Genomic DNA, 19,464 nt, shown 5'->3' with positions numbered 1-19,464 from the left:
GGCTAGGGGCGGGAGGGCCGGTCGTGGCCCACGACGGGTACGCGGTCCGGTGTCCGGTCCGGTGACCTGTCCGGTGACCGGTCGACGCGGGGCAGGCCCTCGGCCTGGCGGGCGCCGTCCACGATGGACGTGATGCCGCGCAGCGCGGCCGCCGACAGCCCTCTCAGCCGGAAGGCGACGGCCTTGACCTGCTTGTCCTCCAGGGCGTCGGCGAGTTCGCGGCCGGCTTCGGCCCGGTCGGCGCCTTCCCGGAGCTCCCTGATGCGGGCGTCGGTGCGGGCGGCGACCTCGTCGTCGAGGAAGTATTTGGCTCCCACGCCGAAGAACTTGCCGAGGGCGCGCAGGGTGTCGACGCTCGGGTTGGTGACCTTGCCCTTGTGCAGGCTGTGGATGGTGCCGTGGGAGACGGTCGGGTCGTCGGGCCCCGCCTGCTCGCGGATGGAGTCGGCGATCTCCTGGTACGTGTAGGGGCCGCGGTCCTTGGGATGCAGGGTGCGGATCAGGTGATCGAGCCGGTGGGCGATGGGGCCCCGGCCCTGCTCGCCCGCGCTGTTGTTCTCACCCATCGCGGCACTCCTCGGCACTCACCGATTCAGCGGTCACTGTCGCGGTGTCGTGTGTCATGTCTACTCGACTGGACGCCGGCTGGGGCCGGCCCGTCAACAATCTAACCGACTTGACAGGTGCGGTCGGCCGCCGCGTATGTTTCTGCGAGGTCATCTAGTCAACTGGAGACGAGTCCTCAAGCGCGGACATCTACTTGACTGGAGAACGCCATCGGGCCGAGGCGGTCGCAATGGGGCACGGGGGTGTCCGTTGCGGCCGGCTCCCGCCCCGGCCCCGACCGGCCCCGTCCCCGTCCCCGGAACCGCTCACGTCGCGCCGGCTGCCTCGGCCACCTCGGCGGCCGGCGATTGCCGCAGCGCGAGGACGATCAGCAGGGCGAACGCGGCAAGAGCCGTGAGCGTGCGCAGGTCGTTGAAGAGTTCCCAACGCCGCAGGATCTCCGCGTGATCGGCCGGGGCCGAAGTGAGCGCCCACTCCTTGATCCGACCGTTGATCGGCACGTTGCCGAACCGGGTGATCAGGAAGGACCCGAGGGTCAGCAGACCCGCCGCGCCCGCGAGCAGCCGGTCGCGGCCGCCGGTCAGGGCGGCGAGAGCGAGGGAGGCCGGCGCGGAGACGGCCATCGCCGCCTGCATGGTGATGCCGTTCGCCTTCATCAACTCGGCGTGGAAGGACAGTCGCATCCCCAGCGGTACCGCGTTGAACGTCGGGACGAGGTTGGCCGCGCCGTAGCCGAACGCGCCGGCGAGGAGGCCGGTGGCGAGCAGGGCGACTCCCTTGAGGAGTCGGAGGGTCCGGAGGTTCGGGCGACGCCCCGTCGCCGTCATGCCCGCGTGGCGACGAAGCGGTCGCGTGGTGCGCCGTGGAGGCGTTCCGGCGGGAGCCGTCGGCCGTAGGCGAGCAGGAGCAGATCCTGCGCGGTGCCGGAGAGGGGCGCTCCGCTGCCGAAGGACCAGTCGAGGTCGGTGGCGCGGAGTTCGACGTCGGCCAGGTCGGCTCCGAAGAACGTGAGGGTCCGGGCGTCGACGCTTTCCAGGAGGATGCGCAGGCGGTCTTCGGGGACGCGGCGGTCGAGGCCCAGTGCCACCGTGATGTCGAGACCGTGGACGACGTCGTGGCCGAGGGCGCCCTTGAACCCGCCGACCGGCGGCCGCCACGGGTGGTCGGCGTTGTCCCGCAGGAACGAGGCGAGTTCCCCGGTCGAGTGGGCGGCCGCGTCCTTGCGGGCGCAGCGGTCGGTCATCCGGTGGAGGCTGCCTCGGGCCTTGACGAGTTCCCACGCCGTCGCGGGGAGCGAGTACCGGAACCCCAGCGTCATGTGGGCGACGACTTCCCGTACCCGCCAGCCCGCGCACAGGCTCGGCGCGTCCCATTCCCCGGCCGACAGACCGTCCCACAGGGCGGCCAGTTCTCTGCGTTCGGCGGCGATGGCGGATCTGATGTCGGACGTCGGTATCCGGTGCGTCGTGTTCCCCATGTCATCAAGGGTGTCGACAGCCTCGCCATAAGTCCAAGACCCTGTTCTTCTCGCGACGAGAAGGAGCGGTTATGGACATTCGGCAGCTGCGGTACTTCGTCACCGTGGTGGAGGAAGCCAACTTCACCCGTGCGGCCGCCCGCTTGCATCTGGCGCAGCCGGGGGTGAGCGCACAGGTACGGCAGTTGGAACGGGAGCTCGGACAGCCGCTGTTGGACCGCTCCGGCGGATCGGTCACCCTGACGGAGGTGGGCGAGGCCGTACTACCGTACGCGCGGGCCGCGCTCGCCGCGGTCACCTCGGTACGGCAGACCGTGGACGAGTTCACCGGGTTGCTCCGTGGCCGTGTCGACATCGGGCTCGTGCCGGGTGCCGGCGCCCACGAAGTCGACTTGCCCTCCCTCCTGGCCGGATTCCACGAGGACCACCCCCGGGTGGAGATCTCGCTGACCGAGGACACGTCGGAGCGCATGCTCGCCGCGTTGGGGCGCGGGGAACTCGACATCGCGCTGATCGGGCTCGCGCAGGAGGAGCCCCCGCCGGGCATCTCCCTCCAGGTCGTGATCGACGAACCGCTGGTCGTCGCCGTCGCCCCGGGCGACCCCGTCCTCACGCACGAGGGGCGCACGGTCGTCGCCCTGTCGGAACTCCGCGATCGCCCGTTGATCAGCCTGCCGCGCGGTACGGGCATCCGTGGCGTGCTCGAACGGGCCTGCGCGCAGGCCGGGTTCCGGCCCCGCATCGCCTTCGAGGCGGCCGCCCCCGGGTTCCTGGCGCGGCTCGCCGCCCGCGGTCTCGGCGTGGCGGTGGTTCCGGCCCTTCCCCCCGACGAGGCGTCCGCGTTGGGGCTGCGCACGCTGGAGGTGACGCGGCCCGGGCTACGGGCCCGGGTCGCCCTCGCCTGGCGGGCGGACGGACCGGGCGGCCCTGCGGCCGCCGCCTTGCTGGACCGGCTCCGTACGGCCTTCGACGCGCTCGGGAGCCGCTAGGGGGGGTCGCCGCGGAGCGCTGCCGACGGGCCGGCCGTACAGTCCGGCGGCAAGGGCGAGGCGGGCTACGAGACGACGTGGCTCGCGCCCCGGGCGCTGGTCCGCCGCACGGCACCCGGCACCCGGTGGCGGCGGGCGGTTCAGGAACCGGTGGCGCGGAGGGAGCCGGTGCTCTTGCCGCCTGCCTCGCCCATGAAGCAGGTGACCTTGCGGTCGCCGAGGATCCAGGTGGTGGACTGCGGGAAGTAGTAGTACACCTCCAGCTTCTCCGAGACCTTGGCGTCCTTGCCCACGTAGTCCGAGAGTTCGGTGCCGCCGCACTTCTCCTCGGCCGTCGAGGCGACCTTGTCCTTGCCGGGGTAGGGGCCGTCCTCCAGGTCGAAGACGGCGTACGCCTCACCCTCGTGGGGCTGGTCGCAGGGCACGACGCGCACCGAGAAGGCGGCTTGGCTGTCGGCCTTGTCCTCGTACTGCGCCAGATCGCCGTCGGTGTTGAAGCAGTCGCCCTTGCGGAGGTCGTTGACCTTGCTGGAGCCGGAGCCGGTGACCTGACCACCCGTGTCGCGCTTCGGGGCCGGGCTGTCGTCCAGTGCCCCTGAGAGTCCGAGGGCCAGGACGATCCCGTAGATCGCGATGGTCGCGCCGTGGATGGCGATGGCCGCGATGGCGAAGCCCTTGCCCTTCTCGCCCCGGCTGCGGATCTGGGAAAGGGCGACGATGCCCAGGATCAGGGGAACCAGCGGCAGCGCGCAGACGATCGACATGACGAACGCCACGATGGCCGCCGTGTTGGTCTTCTGCGGCGGCGGTGGTGCGTACCACCCGCCCTGCGGGCCGCCGTACGGTCCGGGCTGCACCGGCTGTCCGTACGGCCCTGCCGGTCCTGCCGGTCCTGCCGGTGGGTACGGCTGCGGATACGACGGGGGCTGCGGTGGTATGGACATGCGAGTGGAGCTCCTTGCTCGAAAGGGTGGATCCGACCGACAGCCAGGCGGGGACACCGCGACCGCCAAGTGGGGTCCGATCGTCGCATGGCGTTCGGACCGGCCGACGACCGGGCACGGCTGCCGTGCGCGAGGCGAATCCGAAGCGGCCGAAGGGGACTGGACGAGCCGTCATCGGCGACACCCGACACCTTCCGGGCCGCCTCCTGCTTACGCCTGGGAGCCGGCGCACCGGCTCCGGGGCCGGGTCTGCGGGGCCGCGTCAGCGCGGTGAGATGGCCGGTGAGGGCGCGGCCGACGCCAGAAGGTCGTACCGCTGCTCGGTGCCCCGATGGCGCGGCTGCTGCGGCTGCTGGGGGAACCGCCGGCCACGGTGGAACTGGCCCGCCGGCTACGGGTCGCCCCGAGCGCGGTGTCGCAGCACCTGCGGGGGCTGCACGCCGCCGGGTTGGTCACCCGGGCCCGGCAGGGACGGCAGGTGCTGTACCGGCGCAGCCCGCTCGGGGACGGGCTCGCGGCCGTGGAGTGAGGCGGGTGCGACGGCAACGGGTGAGGCGGGATCAGCTCCCGGAGGGGACGGGCATCGCGGGGGTGGTCCGGTTGAAGAGGCGGCCGGCGAGGTCGACGCCGATGATCGCGCCGTGCGCGTCCCGGGTGAAGTAGCCGCGCTGCCCCTTGAGGCCGCCCTCGGTGACGACGTACTCGTCACCGTCGCCGGGGAGGAAACCCATCCCGGCCGGAGCGTAGTCCGGGGGCATGTCGGCGTCCGAGGCCTCGCGGATCTCCGGCTTGATCTCCGCCGCGAGGGTGAGCCGGGTGCCGTCGACGGCGATGTCGAGGTTCATGGCGTCGATCTCGTACCGGCCCGCGACCTCCCGCGCCCGCGCCTCCTCGAACGGGACCGGTTCCGGGTCCTTGTCGACCACGCCGAGGTAGTGCTCCAGGGCCCACCGGACGACGGACTGGTTGAACGGGTAGCCCTCGGGGCCGGCGTTGGCCAGGGAGACGACCGCGAAGTCGTGCTCGGGGACGATGAGCAGGTCGGCGAACTGGCCGTTGCCCGATCCACCGTGTCCGACCGTGTCGACGCCGTCCACGGCGCGCAGGAACCAGCAGATGCCGAAGGCGTCCCCGAGCGTGCTCGCGCGCAGCGTCACCGTCGGCTCCTGCATGCGGTGCAGCGCCCGGGCGGGCAGGACGCCGTCCCCCGTGCCGAGGTGGAACCGGGCCCAGCGCAACAGGTCGCCGACGGAAGTGGCGATGCCGCCGCCGGGGTTGTTGCCGAGGGCGCCGCTGGGGTTGGCGCGCCACGGCCGGGCGGGGCGCAAGGTCCCGTCCTCGTCCCGGTTGTGGCCGACGGCGAACCGCCGGATCATGATCTCGTCGATGTCGAAGAAGGTGTGCGTCAGCCCGACCGGTTCGAGGACGAGTGCGGCCACTGCCTTCTCGAAGGGCAGGCCGGTCACCTTCTCGATGACGCGTCCGGCCAGGTTGTAGCCGGCCTGGCTGTACGAGGCGCGGGCGCCGGGCGGCGCGATCACCGGCAGTTCGGACATCTTGGCCACGAACTCGGCCAGGGAGCCGTTGCCCTCGTCCGTGTCGATCAGGTTCCAGTCGAGACCGGCGGTGTGGTTGAGCAGGTTCAGCACGGTGACCGCCTCCGCGCTCCGCTCGTCGGCGAGTTCGAGTTCGGGGACGTAACGGCGCACCGGGGCGTCCAGTTCCACCTTGCCTTCGGCGACCAGGCGCATCAGCGCGGTCGAGGTGAAGGTCTTGGTCACCGATCCCACGTGGAAGAGGGTTTCCTCGTCGACCGGCAGCGGGTTGTCGACGTGGGTCACGCCGTGGGAGGCGTAGATCTCCCGACCGCCCGTCAGGATGCCGACGGATACGCCGGGTACGCCGAACTTCTCGGCCGTCGCCGCGACGAACGCGGACAACTGCTCCTGCTTCGCTTGCTGCTCCTGCTGCTCCTGCTGCTCCTGCGACATGCTTCCCCCTGCGATCTCTTGAACTAAGTACAAGTGAAGCGTAGGCGGCGCCGTCGGCGGAGCACAAGGGGTGAATGAACTTAGTTCAAGAGACCGGGGCCAGGGAGCGGGCGGCCAGGGGATCGGTCAGCGGAGCCGGTCCTCCAAGCCGCTCAGCAGGGCTTGGAGACCGAAGTCGAAACTGTCGTGCGCGGCGGCGTCGTGCGAGGCGGACGGCGTCCCCAGGCGCGCACGCAGCCGCGGGTACTCCATGACGGACTCGGTCGCCTTGGCCATCGCCCGCGCGAACGCCTCCTCGGGGTCGCCGCCGTCGCGGCTGATCCTGCGCGTCAAGGTGGCGGTCGCGGAGGCGCCGAGGACACTGCCGAGGACGTACGTGAAGACGCCGGCCGCCGCCCGGTCGGCGGCGGCGCCCGTGAAACCGGCCGCCTCGTAGACGGCGAGGCAGTGGTCGTCGTGACGGGCCTTCGCGGGACCGTAGAAGAGGTACGAGCCGAACGCCTGGACCAGCCAGAGGTGTCGGCCGAGCACCGCGTGCAGGCTGGTGGCCATCGTGGTGGCGGCCGTACGCCAGTCGACCGCGTCGAGGTCGGGCAGCTCGATCTCGCCCCACACCCGGTCACCGACCAGCAGGACGAGGTCGTCCTTGTTCTTGACGTGCCAATAGACGGCCGTCGCCACGGTGCCGAGCCGCTTGCCGAGGCTGCGCATGTTCAGGCCTTCCAGGCCCTCTTCGTCGAGCAGTTCGATCGCGGTGCGGATGATCTGTTCCTTGGTCAGTGCCTCGCGCGCCATGCCGTCACCCTAGGCGCGCGGCCACCCCTTGCACAAAGTGCAAGCCCGGCCCCCGGTCGGGCGCTGGTCTTTCCGGCCGGCTTCGACCCGCCTGCACGTACGGTGCCTTACCGACGACCCTCCGGCCTGGGCAGGTCGTCGTTCCGGTCCGCTCACACCTGGACGAGGGCGACGGTGAAGAGGGTGAAGGCGGCGATGATGACGGCCACCCGGACGTAGCGGAAGCGGTCTGCGCCGGCACCGGGCACCCGCGCGCCACCGACCGCCGGTGAGGTCAGCGTCGCGGGGGCCAGGGGCGGACGTGGAAGGGGGGGAGGTCGTGGGAGACGAAGGCGGTCATCGCCGAGGGGGCGCTCGGGCGGACCGGGTGGAGGGAGGTGTGGCCGTGCCAGCGGTGGGGGCCGTGGCCGGTGATGCCGCGCAGGGCGACCGTGCCGCCTGGGCCGAAGTCGAGGTCGACCTCCTTCGCCCCCCGCGCCAGACCCCGCCCGGTGGCCTTGACCGCGGCTTCGAGCAGCGTCCAGGCGTGGAAGAAGGTGCGGGGCGTGGCCGTGGCGGGGACCGCCGGGTAGACGAAGGACAGCACGTCCATGTTGGTGGCGTCCGGGCGGACCAGTTCCACGTCCACCCCGACCGGCCCGGTCTCCGTCGCGCCCAGGAGCAGCAGGCCGTCCGAGCGGGACCAGCTGATGTGCGTACCGGGCCGGTCGGGCAGGTACGGCTTGCCCGCCGGGTCGTAGTGGATGCGCAGGTCGTGCGGGTCGAGGCCGAGCCGGTCGGCCAGCAGCCTGCGGACGGTGAGCCGGGCGCGGAAGAAGCGGTGGGCGGCCCGGGCGTGGACGAACTCGGCTCCGCGCCGCAGTTCGTCCTCGGTGAGGCCGGCCAACGCGTCCGCGGGTCCGGCCGGGTCGCTGATGTCGGTGGGGACGACTCGGTCGAGGTCGACCAGCCATGCGTCCATCCTCCTGGTCCTTCCCTCGGTTCACGGGGTCGAGAGGGTGAAGAGCCGGCTCGTGCCGAGCGCGGGGTCGCCCGGGCGCAGGTGCAGCTCACCGGAGTCCGGGAAGAGCACCACCGCCGCGACGGTACGTTCGGCGCGGATGTCCCCCCGGCCGGGGACCCGGATCGGCGGGCGTGCCAACACCGCGAAGTGGTCCTCCGCCGAGGCCCTCTCCCCCAGCCCGGCCAAGCCCTCGGTCGCCGCGCGCAGCCGGCGTACGGAGGAGTTGCGGGCGAAGACGTTCAGCTCGTCCGCCGGCGCGAAGTCGGGGTGCAGGAAGTGGTTGGTGTGCACCGCCTCGGGCCCCTCCCCCACCCGTAGCTCACCGCCCAGGTGTTCCACGTACACCGCGCGCTCGCGGTCGCACAGCATCAGGGAGCGCGAGCTGGCCAGCGGCAGGTCGGCGAGGAGCTTGAGGGCTTCCCCGACGCTCCCGGCGTGGTCGAGGAGGTGACGGATCGCCAGGTACGGCGGCACCCCCGGGCCCCACGCGCCGCCGAGCACCAGGTTCAGCCCGACGGCGAGGCCGGCGCGGTTGATGCCGAGGTAGCCGAGCAGTCCGGCGAAGCTGAGGACCAGGGAGCGCGGGGTGCGCAGGACGGTGATGTGGGTGTCGAGGTCGCCGTTCAGGTCCACGGTCTGGGCCAGGACGGGGACGGGCCCGGTGCGGGCGTAGGTGGTGCAGTCCCCGCCGGTGCGGACCTTGGAGTAGCCCATGAGTTCGCGGCGCAGTTGCAGCAGCCAGGCTTCGTCCTCGGTGAGGCGGGCCCCTTCCGCGAGCCCGGCGACCTCCTCGGCGAGGTCGGGCAGGGCGGCCGCGACCGCCGACCGGTAGGCGGCGATCGACGGCCGGAGCCCGTCGAGCGAGAGGGGGGCGTCGGTGAGGTGGCCGAGGCGGGCCACGCCGTCGTCGAGGAAGGCCCGCAGCGGCGCGGCGAGGGCCGCACCGTGCGTACGGCCCGTCTCGCGCGGGGTGCCCGGGGCGTCGACGAAGGTGACGCTCATGCGGGGACGGCCGTCTTCGGGCCCCGGGCGAGGGCGGCGCGCACCTCGGGCCACTCGGCGCGCAGGACGCTGTAGAAGACGGCGTCGCGGCGCCGGCCTCCGGGCATGTAGTTGAAGCTGCGCAGGGTGCCTTCCTCGGTGGCGCCGATGTTGCGCAGCCCGCGCCGGGCCTGGAGGTTGAGGACGTCGGTCTTGAACTCGACGCGTTCGGCCTCCAGGACGTCGAAGGCCTGTTCCAGGAGCAGGGCCTTCGCCCAGTGGTTGATGCCCTTGCCGCGGAAGTCGCGGCCGAGCCAGGACCAGCCGATCTCCAGGCGCCGGTCGGCTTCGGCCATGTTGCCGAAGCTCATGCTGCCCGCGATCCGGCCGGTCGCCTTGTCGGTGATGACGTGGACGGCGCGGCGGCCGGCGGCGTGGTCGGCGAGCATGGCGCCGAAGAACGTCTCGAAGTCGGCGTCGGTCTCGACGGCGGAGACGAAGTAGCGCCAGATGTCGGGGTCCATGGCGACGGCGCGGACGCCTTCGCGGTCCGCCTCGCAGACCGGGGTCAGTCGGACCCGGTCGTTCTCCAGGGTGGCGGCGGCGCGGTCGGCCCAGTCGGTGGTGGTCGTCATGGTTCAGGCTCCGGTCGGTGCGTCGTGGTGGCGGGCGAGGGCGCTGGTCACGTCGCGCAGGGTCCGCATGGCGGCGAGGTCGTGTTCGGTGAAGTGGCAGAGGTCGACGCCGGTGTCCTCGCACAGCTCGGTGAGGAAGAGCACCTTGTTGAGGGAGGTCAGGCCGTAGGCGGCGGCCAGGTCGGCGTCGGGGTCGAGGGACTCGGCGGGGACCTCCGGGATCAGGACGAGGGAGAGCTGTTCGCGGGCCGCCGACTCGATGGGGGTGAAGGTGTCAGGCATGGATTCCGGCCTCCTGGCTGAGCAACTGGTGCGCGTACGCGCGCTGGATGGCGGGGCGTTTTGGTTTGTACTGGGAGGTCAGCAGGCCGTTGGCGATGCTGAACGGCTCCTCGGCGACGATGACCCGGCTGATCCGTTCGTCGGGGGTGCCGGCGGCGTTCGCGGCGGCGAGCCGGGCGGTGACGGTCTCGGGGTCCACGGGCACGGCGGCCGGGGAGACGACGGCGACGAGGTCGGTCTGGGTGGGGCTGAACAGCACGCATTCGGCTATCGCCGGGTCGGCCTTCATCCGCTCCTCGACGGGCCGCACCACGATCTTCTTGCCGTTGTCGAGGACGATGACGTCGTCGGCGCGGCCGTGGACGAACAGGAAGCCGTCCTCGTCGAGGTGGCCGATGTCGCCGGTGCGTACGGTGCCGTCGGGCAGGAACACCTTCTCGGAATCACCGGGGGCGGCGTACGCGTAGTGGTCGTTGACGGGGTGGGTACTGCGGACGCCGATCACCCCGTCCTCGCCGATCAGCACCTCCTTGCCGCGCACCGCCCGGCCGACGCTGCCCGCCCGGTGGGCGCCGGGGTGGTTCTTGGTGACGATGCAGGTCTCGTTGAGGCCGTAGCCCTCGAAGAGGGGCAGCCCGGCCTCCTCGGTGAAGAAGCGGACCGTCGCGGGCGCGGCGGGTGCGGAGCCGGTCCACAGGTACCGGATCCGGTCGCCGAACAGGGCTTCGGCCACCTGCCGGGTGGTGCCCGCGCCTGGGCGCCTGCCCTTGGCCTCGATCCGCCGGCGGGCCGTCTCGTAGAAGGCGGGGACGCCCATGACCACGGTGGGGCGCGTCCGGCGCAGGGTGGCGAAGGCGGCCTCGTAGGTGGTGAGGGTGATGTCGTGGCCGTGCAGCAGGGCCGAGTAGACCCAGTAGCGCTGCTGGAGCAGGGAGAGCGGCAGGAAGACGAAGAGGTGGTCGTCCGGGGTGTGTTCGAAGATCTCCTGGACGGCGTCCAGGGAGCTTTCGATGCTGCCGGCGGTGGCGCCGAGGCCCTTGGGGGCGCCGGTGCTGCCGGAGGTGAACTTCATGGTGGTGACGTCCGCCGGTCCCCAGGTGACCGGCGGCAGCGGTGCGTCGGGCCCGGCGCCCGGTTCGGTCAGGGCCCAGACGTCGTCCGTCCGCAGGGTGCCGGGGAGGTCGGTCGGTCGGTCCGTGCACAGGAGGGTGATGCCGTAGCGGTCCATGAGATCCCGGGACGGCGTGAACTTGCCGGGCTCCAGGCCGGCAGTCTGTGCCTTCAGGCGAAGCGCCGCCAGGTCGAGCAACACCCATTCCACGCTGTTGGCGGCGAGGATGCCGATCCGGTCGCCCGGCCCGATGCCGAGGCCGCGCAGGTGGTGGGCGAGGCGGCCGGAGCGCGCGTACAGCTCGGGCAGGGATACGGAACGGGTTCCGTCGAGGCGGGCCGCGTGGAGCCGGCCGCCGGCTGTCGGGGCGGATCGGACGAGCCGGTTGAGCGGTGAGGGGTCCGGGCGTGCGTCGGCGGTGCCGGCGGCGGACCGGTCGGCGACGGCGTCCGCGGCGGCGGGGGCGGCCGGCGCGGGCGGGGTCGCCGTGCGCGCGGTCATCGGGCCTCCTGTGGGGTGAGTACGGCGGCCATGGCGCGGACGGTGTCGATCTCGGCGAACTGGTCGAGGGTGAGGGTGACTCCGAAGCGCTTGCGGGCCGCGGTGAGGATGCGGGCGGCGGCGATGGAGTCGCCGCCGAGGGAGACGAGGGTGTCCAGGGCGCCGACGTCGGTGCGGCGCAGGACGGTGGCCCAGATGTCGGCCAGCAGCTTCTCCGTGTCGCCGGTCGGGGCGGAGTCGGCCGCGGAGCCCTCCGGTGTCGCGGTCGTGGCCGGGCCGGGGTCTTCTGCGCCGATCGCCGCGAGCTTCGTACGGTCCACCTTGGCGTTCTTGGTCAGGGGCAGGCTGTCGTGCCAGACCAGGGCCGCCGGCAGCATGTAGTCGGGCAGGTCGGCGCGCAACGCCCGACGGACCTCGGCGAGTTCGGGGCGGTGCGGGCCCTCGGCGACCAGGTGGGCGAGGAGGGAACCGCCGCGGGTGGCGACGACGGCCTGGGCGACGCCTTCCAGGGCGGCGAGGCGGGTCTCGACCTCGCCCGCCTCGATCCGGTAGCCGTTGACCTTGATCTGGAAGTCCGAGCGGCCGAGGATCTGGATGTCCCCGTCCGGCAGGTACCGGCCGAGGTCGCCGGTGCGGTAGAGGCGTTCGCCGCGCACCGGGTCCTCGTAGAACCGCTCGGCGGTGCGTTCGTCGTCGCCCCAGTAGCCGCGGGCCAGGCCGGTGCCGGCGGCCACGATCTCGCCGGTGACCCAGTCGGGTGCGTCCAGGCCGTCGCGGTCCAGGACGTAGGCGCGGTTGTTGGCGTTGGGGCGGCCGTACGGGATGGACTCGGTGCCGTCCTCGTCCTCCCGGACGGGGTGCAGGATGTTCCAGATGGTGGTTTCGGTGGGGCCGCCGAGGGAGACCACCTCCAGGCCGGGTTTGAGGGTGCGCAGCGCGGCGGGCAGGGCGGGCGGGAGCCGGTCGCCGCTCATCATGACCAGGCGCAGGGCGGGCGGTACGTCGCCGTCGGCGGCGGCCTGGTCGTGCATGAGGCCGACGATGGCGGGGACGGAGTTCCACACGCTGATCCGGTGCCGCCGGCACAGGTCGAGCCAGTGGGCGGGGTCGACGGCCTTGTCCCGGTCGGGCATGACGAGGGCCGCGCCGGCCGACAGGGCGCCGAAGACGTCCCAGACGGAGAGGTCGAAGTTGAAGGCGCTGATGGCGAAGAAGCGGTCCCGCGGGCCGATCCGGAAGCGGGTGTGGCAGTCGGCGACGACGTTGGCGACGTTGCGGTGGGTCACCATGACGCCCTTGGGGGCGCCGGTGGTGCCGGAGGTGTAGAGGACGTACGCGAGGTCGTCGGGGTGGGAGCCGGGCAGCCGGGCGGGGACCTCGGCGGGCCGGTCGGGCTCGTCCGGCAGGGCGGCGAGGTCGAGGACGGCGAACTCCCCGGGCGGGCACGCCTCGACGGGGCCGCCGTCGGTCAGGACGCACCGCACCCGGCCGTCGCGGAGCATGTACCGCTGTCGGGCGGTGGGCAGGGTGGCGTCGACGGGCAGGTAGGCGGCGCCGGCGAGCACGGTGGCGAGGATGCCGATGATCTGTTCGGGGCCGCGCCGCATGACGAGGGCGACGAGTTCGCCGCGGCCCACGCCGTGTCCGCGCAGCCAGGTCGCGGCGGCGGCGGCCCGGCGCAGCAGTTCGCCGTAGCCGATCTCGCGGTCCGTGGTGAGGATCGCGGGGGCGTCGGGGGTGCGGGCGGCGACCGCGGCGATGGCGTCGCCGAGCATCTCGTCGGGCAGGGCGACGGCCGTGTCGTTGGCGGCGCGGCGGCGGGCGCGCTGGGCGGGCGGCAGCAGGTCGAAGCTGTGGCGCTGCCAGGCCGCCTCTTCGGCGAGGGCGTCCAGCAGCGTCCCGTAGCCGTGCGCGAGGTCGTCGAGCAGCCCTTCGGGGAAGAGTTCGTCGAGGCCGTCGAGTTGGATGACGGCGGCTCCGTGCTGCTCCATGGCGAAGGCGTTCAACCACACCTGGGGGGTCTGGCTGACCGAGTACACCTCGGGTCCGAACAGCTCCAGGGTCGAGCCGTCGACCTCGCTGCTGACGTGTCCGATGGCGCTGTTGAAGGTGAACGGCATGCGGGCTCCGGCCACCCCGCCGCGCCGGCGGGCAAGTTCCTGCATGACCTCGATGCCGGAGAAGTGGCGGTGGTCGATGTCGGCGTGCAGCCGGGCCTGTAGGGCGCGGGCCCGCTCGACGAAGGGCAGGGACCGGTCGACTTCCGCCTCGACCAGGAGGGTGTCGGAGAACTGGCCGATGGCCTCGAAGACGCGGGGGTGGACGGGCGGCCGGTGGGCGATGGTGGTGGTGAGGGTGAAACGCTGCCCCGCGCCCCAGGTGGCGAGGGCTTCCGCGTACGCGGTGAGCAGCAGGGCGGAGGGCGTCAGTCCGGCGGCGGCGGCCCGCTCCTTGACGGCCGTCCACCGCTCCCGCTCGACGCGGACCCGGCGCTGGGTGAAGCGGGAGCGGGTCAGGGCGGCGGGACTGGTGCGCAGCGGAAGGTCGGGGTGGGGGGCGAGGTCGTCCAGCCGGTCCGCCCAGTACGCGCGGGAGCGCCGGGCGGGGGCCTTGTCGCGGGCGGCTTCCAACGTGGCGAGGTAGTCGTCGTAGGCGAACTCCTCGGGGGCGTCCGTGCCTTCGGGTGCGGGGCTCTGGTAGGCGCGCCACCAGGCGCGGAAGAACAGGAACATGCTGATCCCGTCCATGACGAGACCGTCGTGGCCGACGTGGAGCACCATCTTGTCGTCGGCGAGGACGATGACGTCGACGCTGAGCAGCGGGGCCCGGTCGGCGGGCAGCACCTGGTGGGAGCGTGCCTCGCGCAGTTCGGCGCGCAGGGTCTGCTGCCGGCGCGGGGAGCGGTCGCGCAGGTCGAGGCGGCCGATGGGCAGCCGTTGGTGGTGCCCGTACTCGGTGACCTGGCGGTCGTCGGCGAGGAAGCGGGAGCGCAGTGCGCTGTGGGCGCCGATGACGGTGTCGAGGGCGGTTTGCAGCCGGTCGAGGTCCCAGACGCCCTCGATCTCGTGGAAGACGTGGCTGGCCACGTCGCCGATCTCGAAGACGCCGCTCCGGCCGATGTAGTAGCTGCGCTGGAGGGGGGTGAGGGGGAAGCCGGGGCCGAGCCGGGCTTCCTCGGCCAGGTGGGCGACGAGCGCGGGTTTGGCGTCCTTGACCCGGGCGATGAACTCGGGGTCCATCCGGTCGCGGTTGCCCTGGAGGCGCAGATCACCGTCGACGAGGGTGACGGACAGGCCGCGTTCGGCCATCTCGCGCAGGATGCGGCGGTGGTTCATCGGGTCCCTCCCTCGGTGTCGGCGGCGGCCACGAGGGCGGTGACGGCCGCGTCGTCGGCGCGCTCGGCGATGACGGCGGCCAGTTCGTCGAGGGTGCCGCCGTGCAGGAGTTCGTCCATGGAGAGGTCCACGTCGAGGGCGTCGAGGATCTGGTACTGGACGGTGACGGCCTGGAGGGAGCCGGCGGCGAGCTGGGTGAGGGTGCGTCCGGCGATCGGTTCGTCCCCCTCCAGGCGCAGGGCGGTACGGACGATCCCGGTCAACCACGGGGTGAGGGCGTTCTCCGCCCGGTCGGCGGGGGCGGTGGTCGCGGGCCGGAAGAACACCGCGTCGGCGAGGGTGACGGCGGCGCCGGGAGCGAGGAGTTCGACGGTACGGGGCCACGTGCGCGGGGCTTCGAGGCCGAGGGCGGCGGCCAGCTTGTCGGCGAAGCGGGGCATGACGGGGACGGCGGCGTGCGCGAGGAGGCGGGCGGCGGCCAGTTCGAGGGCGATGGCGGTGCGGTTCTCGTTCGCCCATGCCTCGGTGTCGGCGAGGAGGCCTTCGCCGCGGGCGAAGCGGACGGTGTCGCGGACGATGCCGTCGAGTTCGGCGGCGGCCTGCTGGAGGGAGAAGGCGTCGTTGCCCAGCGCCCCGGTGACGGCGGTGAGGCGGGTGCCGAGCCGGGCGAGGAACGCGGAGTGTTCGGGGGTCCAGTTCCCCGCGTCGGGGGCGTGGCCGCCGTGGTGCTTGCTGACGCGGGCGCCGAGGTCGTTGAGCCACTGCTGCCAGGTGCCGATGAGGGTGTCGTCGAGGGTGGCCTCGTAGGCGGCGCGCCGGAAGTCGGTGCGCAGGCCTTCGGGGCGGGTGGCGGCGAGGAAGTAGCGGACGGAGTCGACGGTGTCGGGGGTGAGGATCTCCTTGCCCCAGACGGCGTGCCGGCGGCTGGTGGAGAACTTGCTGCCTTCCAGCAGGTAGAACTCGTTGACGTGGTAGTCGATGTCCGGGCTCCAGCCGGGGAAGGCCAGCCGGTACAGCACGGGGTAGAGGACCGCGTGGTAGAAGCTGTTGTCGTAGCCGAAGAAGTGGACGATCTTCCAGTCCCGGCCGGGGTCGGCGGCCCGCCAGTCGCGGCCGAGGCGGGAGCCCAGTGACTGGATGCCGTGCAGGAAGCCGTAGCTCATCTCCGGCCAGACCCAGATGACCTGACCCTCGGTGATGTTCTCCTGCGGTTCGACGCCCCAGGTGGAGGGGTGGGTGAGGGGGATGTCGAGGGCGGGGCGGCGGAAGAGCCGGTCGGCGAGTTCACGCAGCCGGGCGGGGACCCGGCCGAGCCGGTGGTGGTCGCGCACCTCGTCGGCGAATGCGTGCAGCGGGAGGGTCCAGCGGGCGGCGGGGGCGCGGCGGGGCGACGCGGCGGAGTCGGCGGAGACGGGGTCGGTGAGGTCGGCGACGGTGTTGGGTTCGCCGCACTCCTCGCAGATGTTGCCGGAGGTGGTGGCGCCGCAGCCGGGGCAGCCGCCCTTGACGTCGACTTCGTAGAGGTACCGGCCGCTTTCGGCGTCGTAGAGGGCGTCGTGGGCGGTGACGGCGATCCGGCCGGAGTCCACGACGCGGCTGAAGAAGTCCCGCAGGCCCTCGCGGTAGTCGGGGTCCTGGTCGGTGACCGTGTACTGGTCGAGCGGGATGTCCATCAGCCGCAGGGTCTCGGCGATCTCGGCGCTGTAGTGCGCGGCGGTCTCGGCGGGGGTGCGGCCGTCCTTGCGGGCGGCGCCGACGACGTAGCTCTGGTAGTCGTCGCTGCCCGTGAGGTGATACGCCTCGGCGCCGGTCATGCGCTGGAAGCGGGTGAAGGCGTCGGCGCCCAGGTAGGGGCCGGAGAGGTGGCCCAGGTGCAGGTCGCCGTTGGGGGTGGGCGGGGTGGAGAAGACGAAGACGGGGCGTTCGCCGAAGCTCTTGCGGGCGGGGTTCGCGGCGGAGGCCAGGGCCCGGTCGCCGTCGCGCCAGTACTGGGTGAAGAAGACGAGGTCCGTGTCGCCGGTGTTGGCCAGGACGTGCGTCTCGAACGGTTCGAAGAGGACGACGGTCCCCGGCTCGGCGGGGTGGTGCTCACCGCCGTCGAGGACGAAGTCGCCGCGCCCGGAGACGATGACGAACAGTTCGGTCTCGTCGTGCTGGTGGCGGTCGGCGGAGCGGCCGGGCGCGACGCGGCCCCAGCCGGCTCCGGTGCCCAGGCCGTCGACGCCGCTCATGTCGATGCCGAACGCCTCTTCCAGCGCGTCGGCGTCATAGCTGGCGATGATCATGTCGTGGCCTTCCGGGGTGAGGCGGGCAGGGAGAGGAGGTCCGCGGTGCGGGCCGCGAGGGCGGGGGCGAGGCGGTAGCCGGAGCCGCCGGCGGCGCCCGCGAAGACGATCCGGCCGTCCTCGGTGAGCGGGGTGACCAGCGGCCGGCCGTCCGGCCCGTACGCGTCGCAGAAGACGCGGCCCGCCCGGCAGTGGGCGGCGAACTCGGGGGCGTAGCGGGTGAGCAGGGCCCGGGCCGCGGCGAGGTGGTCGGCGGTGAGGGCCGGGTCGACGGCGGCGGGGTCGACGTCCCACTCGCGGCAGGTGTAGCTGAACAGCCAGTGGCCGCGGTGGTGGAAGGGCAGCAGGAAGGCGTCCTCGTCCTGGAAGACGATCGCCCCGTCCCCCGGCCCCGGGGCGATGTCGAGGTGCAGGGCGACGATCTTCTTGACGCGGGCGCCGAGCGGGGCGACGAGCTCGCGCCAGGCGGGTTCGGCGAGCCACGGCCCGGGCGCGAGCACCACGCGCCCGGCGGTCAGGGTGGCGCCGCCGGTCAGGGTCAGGTGGGCGCCGTCCGGGCCGGTGTCGAGGGCGGTGACGGCGACGGCCTCGCGGAAGAGGACCCGGGGCCGCAGTTCGGCGGCGAGCGACTGGGTGAGGGCGTGGACGTCCGCGTACTGGCAGCCGTCGCCCTCCCAGGCTCCGACGTGCTCGGGCAACGGGGTGACAGCCGGCGGGAGTTCCCCGGCCCGGCGCATTTTCGCCTCGGGGAGGTAGACCTCGCGCAGCCGCTCCTCGGCGGCCTCGGGGGCGAGGACCGTCATCGGGAGGGGGTGGATGGGCAGGTCGGGGCGGGCGGTGCGGAGGTCGGCGTAGAAGTCCTGGCTCTCGGCGGCCAGGGTGCGCACGGTCTCGGTGGCGCCGCGCGGGAAGTGCAGACCGGCGGAGCGGCGGGTGGCGCCGGAGCCGATCATGTCGCGTTCGAGGACGGTGACGCGGGCGGCCGGGTCGCGGGCGAGGATCTCGCGGGCGATGAGGACACCGAGTATCCCGGCGCCGACGACGGCGACGTCGCTGCGGTCCCCGGCGGGAGCGGTGGCCCCGGCGGGGGCGGAGGCGGAGGCGGGGGCGGAGGCGGGGGCGGAGGCGGGGGCGGAGGCGCTCATCAGGCGCTCCACCGTTCCTGCGGCGCGGACTTGGTGGACCACTCGATGAAGGACGCCAGTTGCTCGTCGCCGCGTACGCCGCTCAGCCGGTCGGCGATGCGCCGGCTGCGCCAGGCGTTGAGGCTGAGGTTGGGGTCGGCGAGGCCCCGCTGGCCGCGCACCCCGTTCTGGACGAAGATCCGGCGGTCCTCGGGCCCGTCCCAGCGGACGGCGTAGTCCTCGTCGACGCGCAGTTCGTCGCCCTCGCGCTCCAGGCGGTGGGCGACGGGGGCGAGGAAGTCCATGGCGGCGGGCCGGTAGCCGGTGGCCCAGACGACGACGTCGGCGTCGAACTTCTCGGCCGATTCGGATTCGCCGGTGTGGCGGGCGGTGACTTCCCAGCCGGCGACGGGGGCGGGGCTCACGTCGAACACCTCGCGGCCCGGGTGGAGGGCGACGAGGTCCTCGTTGCCCTCCACGAAGCGGTGGACGTAGATGCGCTGGTAGATCTCGCGCAGGGTGGATTCCGAGATGCCGTCGCTGGTCAGGATGTTGCGGGAGTTCAGCGATTGGCGGCGCTCGCGGGACAGTCCGTAGAAGTAGTCGGCGTGGCTGGGCATGTAGTAGTCGTTGGTGAACGGCGAGTCGTCGATCGGGAAGTAGTTCTGCCGGCGGGAGATCCAGGAGACCCGGCGGGGCAGTTGTCGGCCGGGCCGGGAGATCAGGTCGAGGAACGCCTCCGCGCCGGACTGGCCGCCGCCGATGACGACGACGCGCTTGCCGCCGAGGTCGTGGGCGGCGTTCAGGTAGTCGGCGACGTGGAACTGGGTGGGGCCGAGCAGCCCGGCGCCCTGCGGCGGGACCCAGGGGCGGCTGCCGACACCGACCACGATGTTGTCGGCGGTGACGGTGCGGCGGTCGGTCCGGACGGTGTAGGCGCCGCGCCGGTCGTCGAAGTCGATTTCCCGGACGTCCTCGCCGAAGGCGATGTTCTCGTTGCGGCGGCTGGCCCAGGCCAGGTAGTTGCGGAACTCCAGCCGGGGCACGTCGTCGAAACGGGCGTTGAGGAAGTGGTAGACGCGGCCCTTCTCGTGGAGGTAGGCCAGGAAGGAGAAGGGGCTGGCGGGGTCGGCGAGGCTCACCAGGTCCTTGAACTGGGAGACCTGGAGGGTGGTGCCGGGTATCTGCTGGCCGTCGTGCCAGCTGAAGGATTCCTTGCGGTCGAGGAAGAGATTGGGGAGGTCCGTGCGGCGGTGCAGCAGTGACGCCAGGCTGAGGTTGGCCGGGCCCACGCCCACTCCTACGCAGCGGAAGTGCGCGGCACCGGGCCGGAAGCTCTCGTGCCCCATGGTCGAAACCTCTCGTTCGATTCGAAATCGGTAAGGGTGGGGAGGGGAAAGGATTTGGCGGTACGGATCTGGCGGTACGGGCCCGGTGGTACGGC

16 protein-coding genes and 1 pseudogene are annotated in these 19,464 nt (G+C 72.6%); 2 read left to right on the top strand and 15 right to left on the bottom strand.

The features are described 5' to 3' along the window. Window positions 1-2 precede the first annotated feature (2 nt). The 3 genes from ABZ934_RS25745 to ABZ934_RS25735 all read right to left on the bottom strand — a co-directional run bounded on the left by ABZ934_RS25745 (window position 3) and on the right by ABZ934_RS25735 (window position 2,044). Window positions 3-566 carry a helix-turn-helix domain-containing protein gene (locus tag ABZ934_RS25745; protein ID WP_361317507.1) on the bottom strand — a complete coding sequence of 188 codons (564 nt, stop codon included), beginning with the start codon at window positions 564-566 and terminating at the stop codon, window positions 3-5. A gap of 306 nt (window positions 567-872) precedes the next feature. Beyond that, a complete protein-coding gene (locus tag ABZ934_RS25740) occupies window positions 873-1,394 on the bottom strand; it encodes a DUF1772 domain-containing protein (RefSeq protein ID WP_361317504.1) in 522 nt (173 codons plus the stop codon). Then, window positions 1,391-2,044 (bottom strand): maleylpyruvate isomerase family mycothiol-dependent enzyme, encoded by a 654-nt coding sequence (locus tag ABZ934_RS25735; RefSeq protein ID WP_361317501.1) that lies wholly within the window; start codon window positions 2,042-2,044, stop codon window positions 1,391-1,393. The genes ABZ934_RS25740 and ABZ934_RS25735 overlap by 4 nt, the downstream gene beginning before the upstream one ends. Before the next feature lie 71 nt (window positions 2,045-2,115). Here ABZ934_RS25735 and ABZ934_RS25730 point away from each other — a divergent pair, with 71 nt between their 5' ends. Further along, on the top strand, window positions 2,116-3,033 hold the full coding sequence (locus ABZ934_RS25730) for a LysR substrate-binding domain-containing protein (protein WP_361317499.1): 918 nt from the start codon (window positions 2,116-2,118) through the stop codon (window positions 3,031-3,033). A 140-nt stretch (window positions 3,034-3,173) separates the two neighbouring features. On the opposite strand, the gene ABZ934_RS25725 is transcribed toward ABZ934_RS25730, so the two are convergent. Then, complete coding sequence (locus tag ABZ934_RS25725) at window positions 3,174-3,890, bottom strand: septum formation family protein (RefSeq protein ID WP_361317496.1); 717 nt, start codon at window positions 3,888-3,890, stop codon at window positions 3,174-3,176. 394 nt (window positions 3,891-4,284) lie between these two features. On the opposite strand from ABZ934_RS25725, the pseudogene ABZ934_RS25720 reads away from it, so the two are divergent. After that, window positions 4,285-4,506, top strand: a pseudogene (locus ABZ934_RS25720) (helix-turn-helix domain-containing protein); the annotation flags it as partial. Window positions 4,507-4,537: 31 nt separating this feature from the next. On the opposite strand, the gene ABZ934_RS25715 reads toward ABZ934_RS25720, so the two are convergent. The 11 genes from ABZ934_RS25715 to ABZ934_RS25665 all read right to left on the bottom strand — a co-directional run bounded on the left by ABZ934_RS25715 (window position 4,538) and on the right by ABZ934_RS25665 (window position 19,369). Then, a complete protein-coding gene (locus tag ABZ934_RS25715; protein ID WP_361317493.1) occupies window positions 4,538-5,968 on the bottom strand; it encodes a serine hydrolase domain-containing protein in 1,431 nt (476 codons plus the stop codon). 126 nt (window positions 5,969-6,094) lie between these two features. After that, window positions 6,095-6,763 carry a TetR/AcrR family transcriptional regulator C-terminal domain-containing protein gene (locus tag ABZ934_RS25710; RefSeq protein WP_361317490.1) on the bottom strand — a complete coding sequence of 223 codons (669 nt, stop codon included), beginning with the start codon at window positions 6,761-6,763 and terminating at the stop codon, window positions 6,095-6,097. Window positions 6,764-7,037: 274 nt separating this feature from the next. Next, the gene (locus tag ABZ934_RS25705; RefSeq protein ID WP_361317488.1) at window positions 7,038-7,724 is read right to left on the bottom strand and encodes a 4'-phosphopantetheinyl transferase superfamily protein; all 687 of its coding nucleotides are present in this window, start codon (window positions 7,722-7,724) and stop codon (window positions 7,038-7,040) included. 21 nt (window positions 7,725-7,745) lie between these two features. Beyond that, on the bottom strand, window positions 7,746-8,768 hold the full coding sequence (locus ABZ934_RS25700; protein WP_361317485.1) for a C45 family peptidase: 1,023 nt from the start codon (window positions 8,766-8,768) through the stop codon (window positions 7,746-7,748). Then, window positions 8,765-9,382 carry a GNAT family N-acetyltransferase gene (locus ABZ934_RS25695; protein WP_361317482.1) on the bottom strand — a complete coding sequence of 206 codons (618 nt, stop codon included), beginning with the start codon at window positions 9,380-9,382 and terminating at the stop codon, window positions 8,765-8,767. Before ABZ934_RS25695 ends, ABZ934_RS25700 begins: the two co-directional genes overlap by 4 nt. A gap of 3 nt (window positions 9,383-9,385) precedes the next feature. Then, window positions 9,386-9,664, bottom strand: a complete 279-nt coding sequence (locus ABZ934_RS25690; protein ID WP_361317479.1) for an acyl carrier protein — start codon at window positions 9,662-9,664, stop codon at window positions 9,386-9,388. After that, entirely contained in the window at window positions 9,657-11,276 is a 1,620-nt protein-coding gene (locus tag ABZ934_RS25685) for an AMP-binding protein (protein WP_361317476.1), read from the bottom strand. Before ABZ934_RS25685 ends, ABZ934_RS25690 begins: the two co-directional genes overlap by 8 nt. Then, on the bottom strand, window positions 11,273-14,611 hold the full coding sequence (locus ABZ934_RS25680; RefSeq protein ID WP_361317474.1) for an amino acid adenylation domain-containing protein: 3,339 nt from the start codon (window positions 14,609-14,611) through the stop codon (window positions 11,273-11,275). The genes ABZ934_RS25685 and ABZ934_RS25680 overlap by 4 nt, the downstream gene beginning before the upstream one ends. Then, window positions 14,608-16,896 carry a class I tRNA ligase family protein gene (locus ABZ934_RS25675; protein ID WP_361317471.1) on the bottom strand — a complete coding sequence of 763 codons (2,289 nt, stop codon included), beginning with the start codon at window positions 16,894-16,896 and terminating at the stop codon, window positions 14,608-14,610. Before ABZ934_RS25675 ends, ABZ934_RS25680 begins: the two co-directional genes overlap by 4 nt. After that, complete coding sequence (locus ABZ934_RS25670) at window positions 16,893-18,041, bottom strand: FAD-dependent oxidoreductase (RefSeq protein WP_361317469.1); 1,149 nt, start codon at window positions 18,039-18,041, stop codon at window positions 16,893-16,895. The genes ABZ934_RS25675 and ABZ934_RS25670 overlap by 4 nt, the downstream gene beginning before the upstream one ends. Further along, the gene (locus ABZ934_RS25665) at window positions 18,041-19,369 is read right to left on the bottom strand and encodes a SidA/IucD/PvdA family monooxygenase (protein ID WP_361317466.1); all 1,329 of its coding nucleotides are present in this window, start codon (window positions 19,367-19,369) and stop codon (window positions 18,041-18,043) included. The genes ABZ934_RS25670 and ABZ934_RS25665 overlap by 1 nt, the downstream gene beginning before the upstream one ends. Window positions 19,370-19,464 lie beyond the last annotated feature (95 nt).

The sequence above is a fragment of the Streptomyces sp. NPDC046557 genome, assembly GCF_040645975.1.
GTDB lineage: Bacteria > Actinomycetota > Actinomycetes > Streptomycetales > Streptomycetaceae > Streptomyces.
This window is presented reverse-complemented; position numbering and strand designations above follow the sequence as displayed.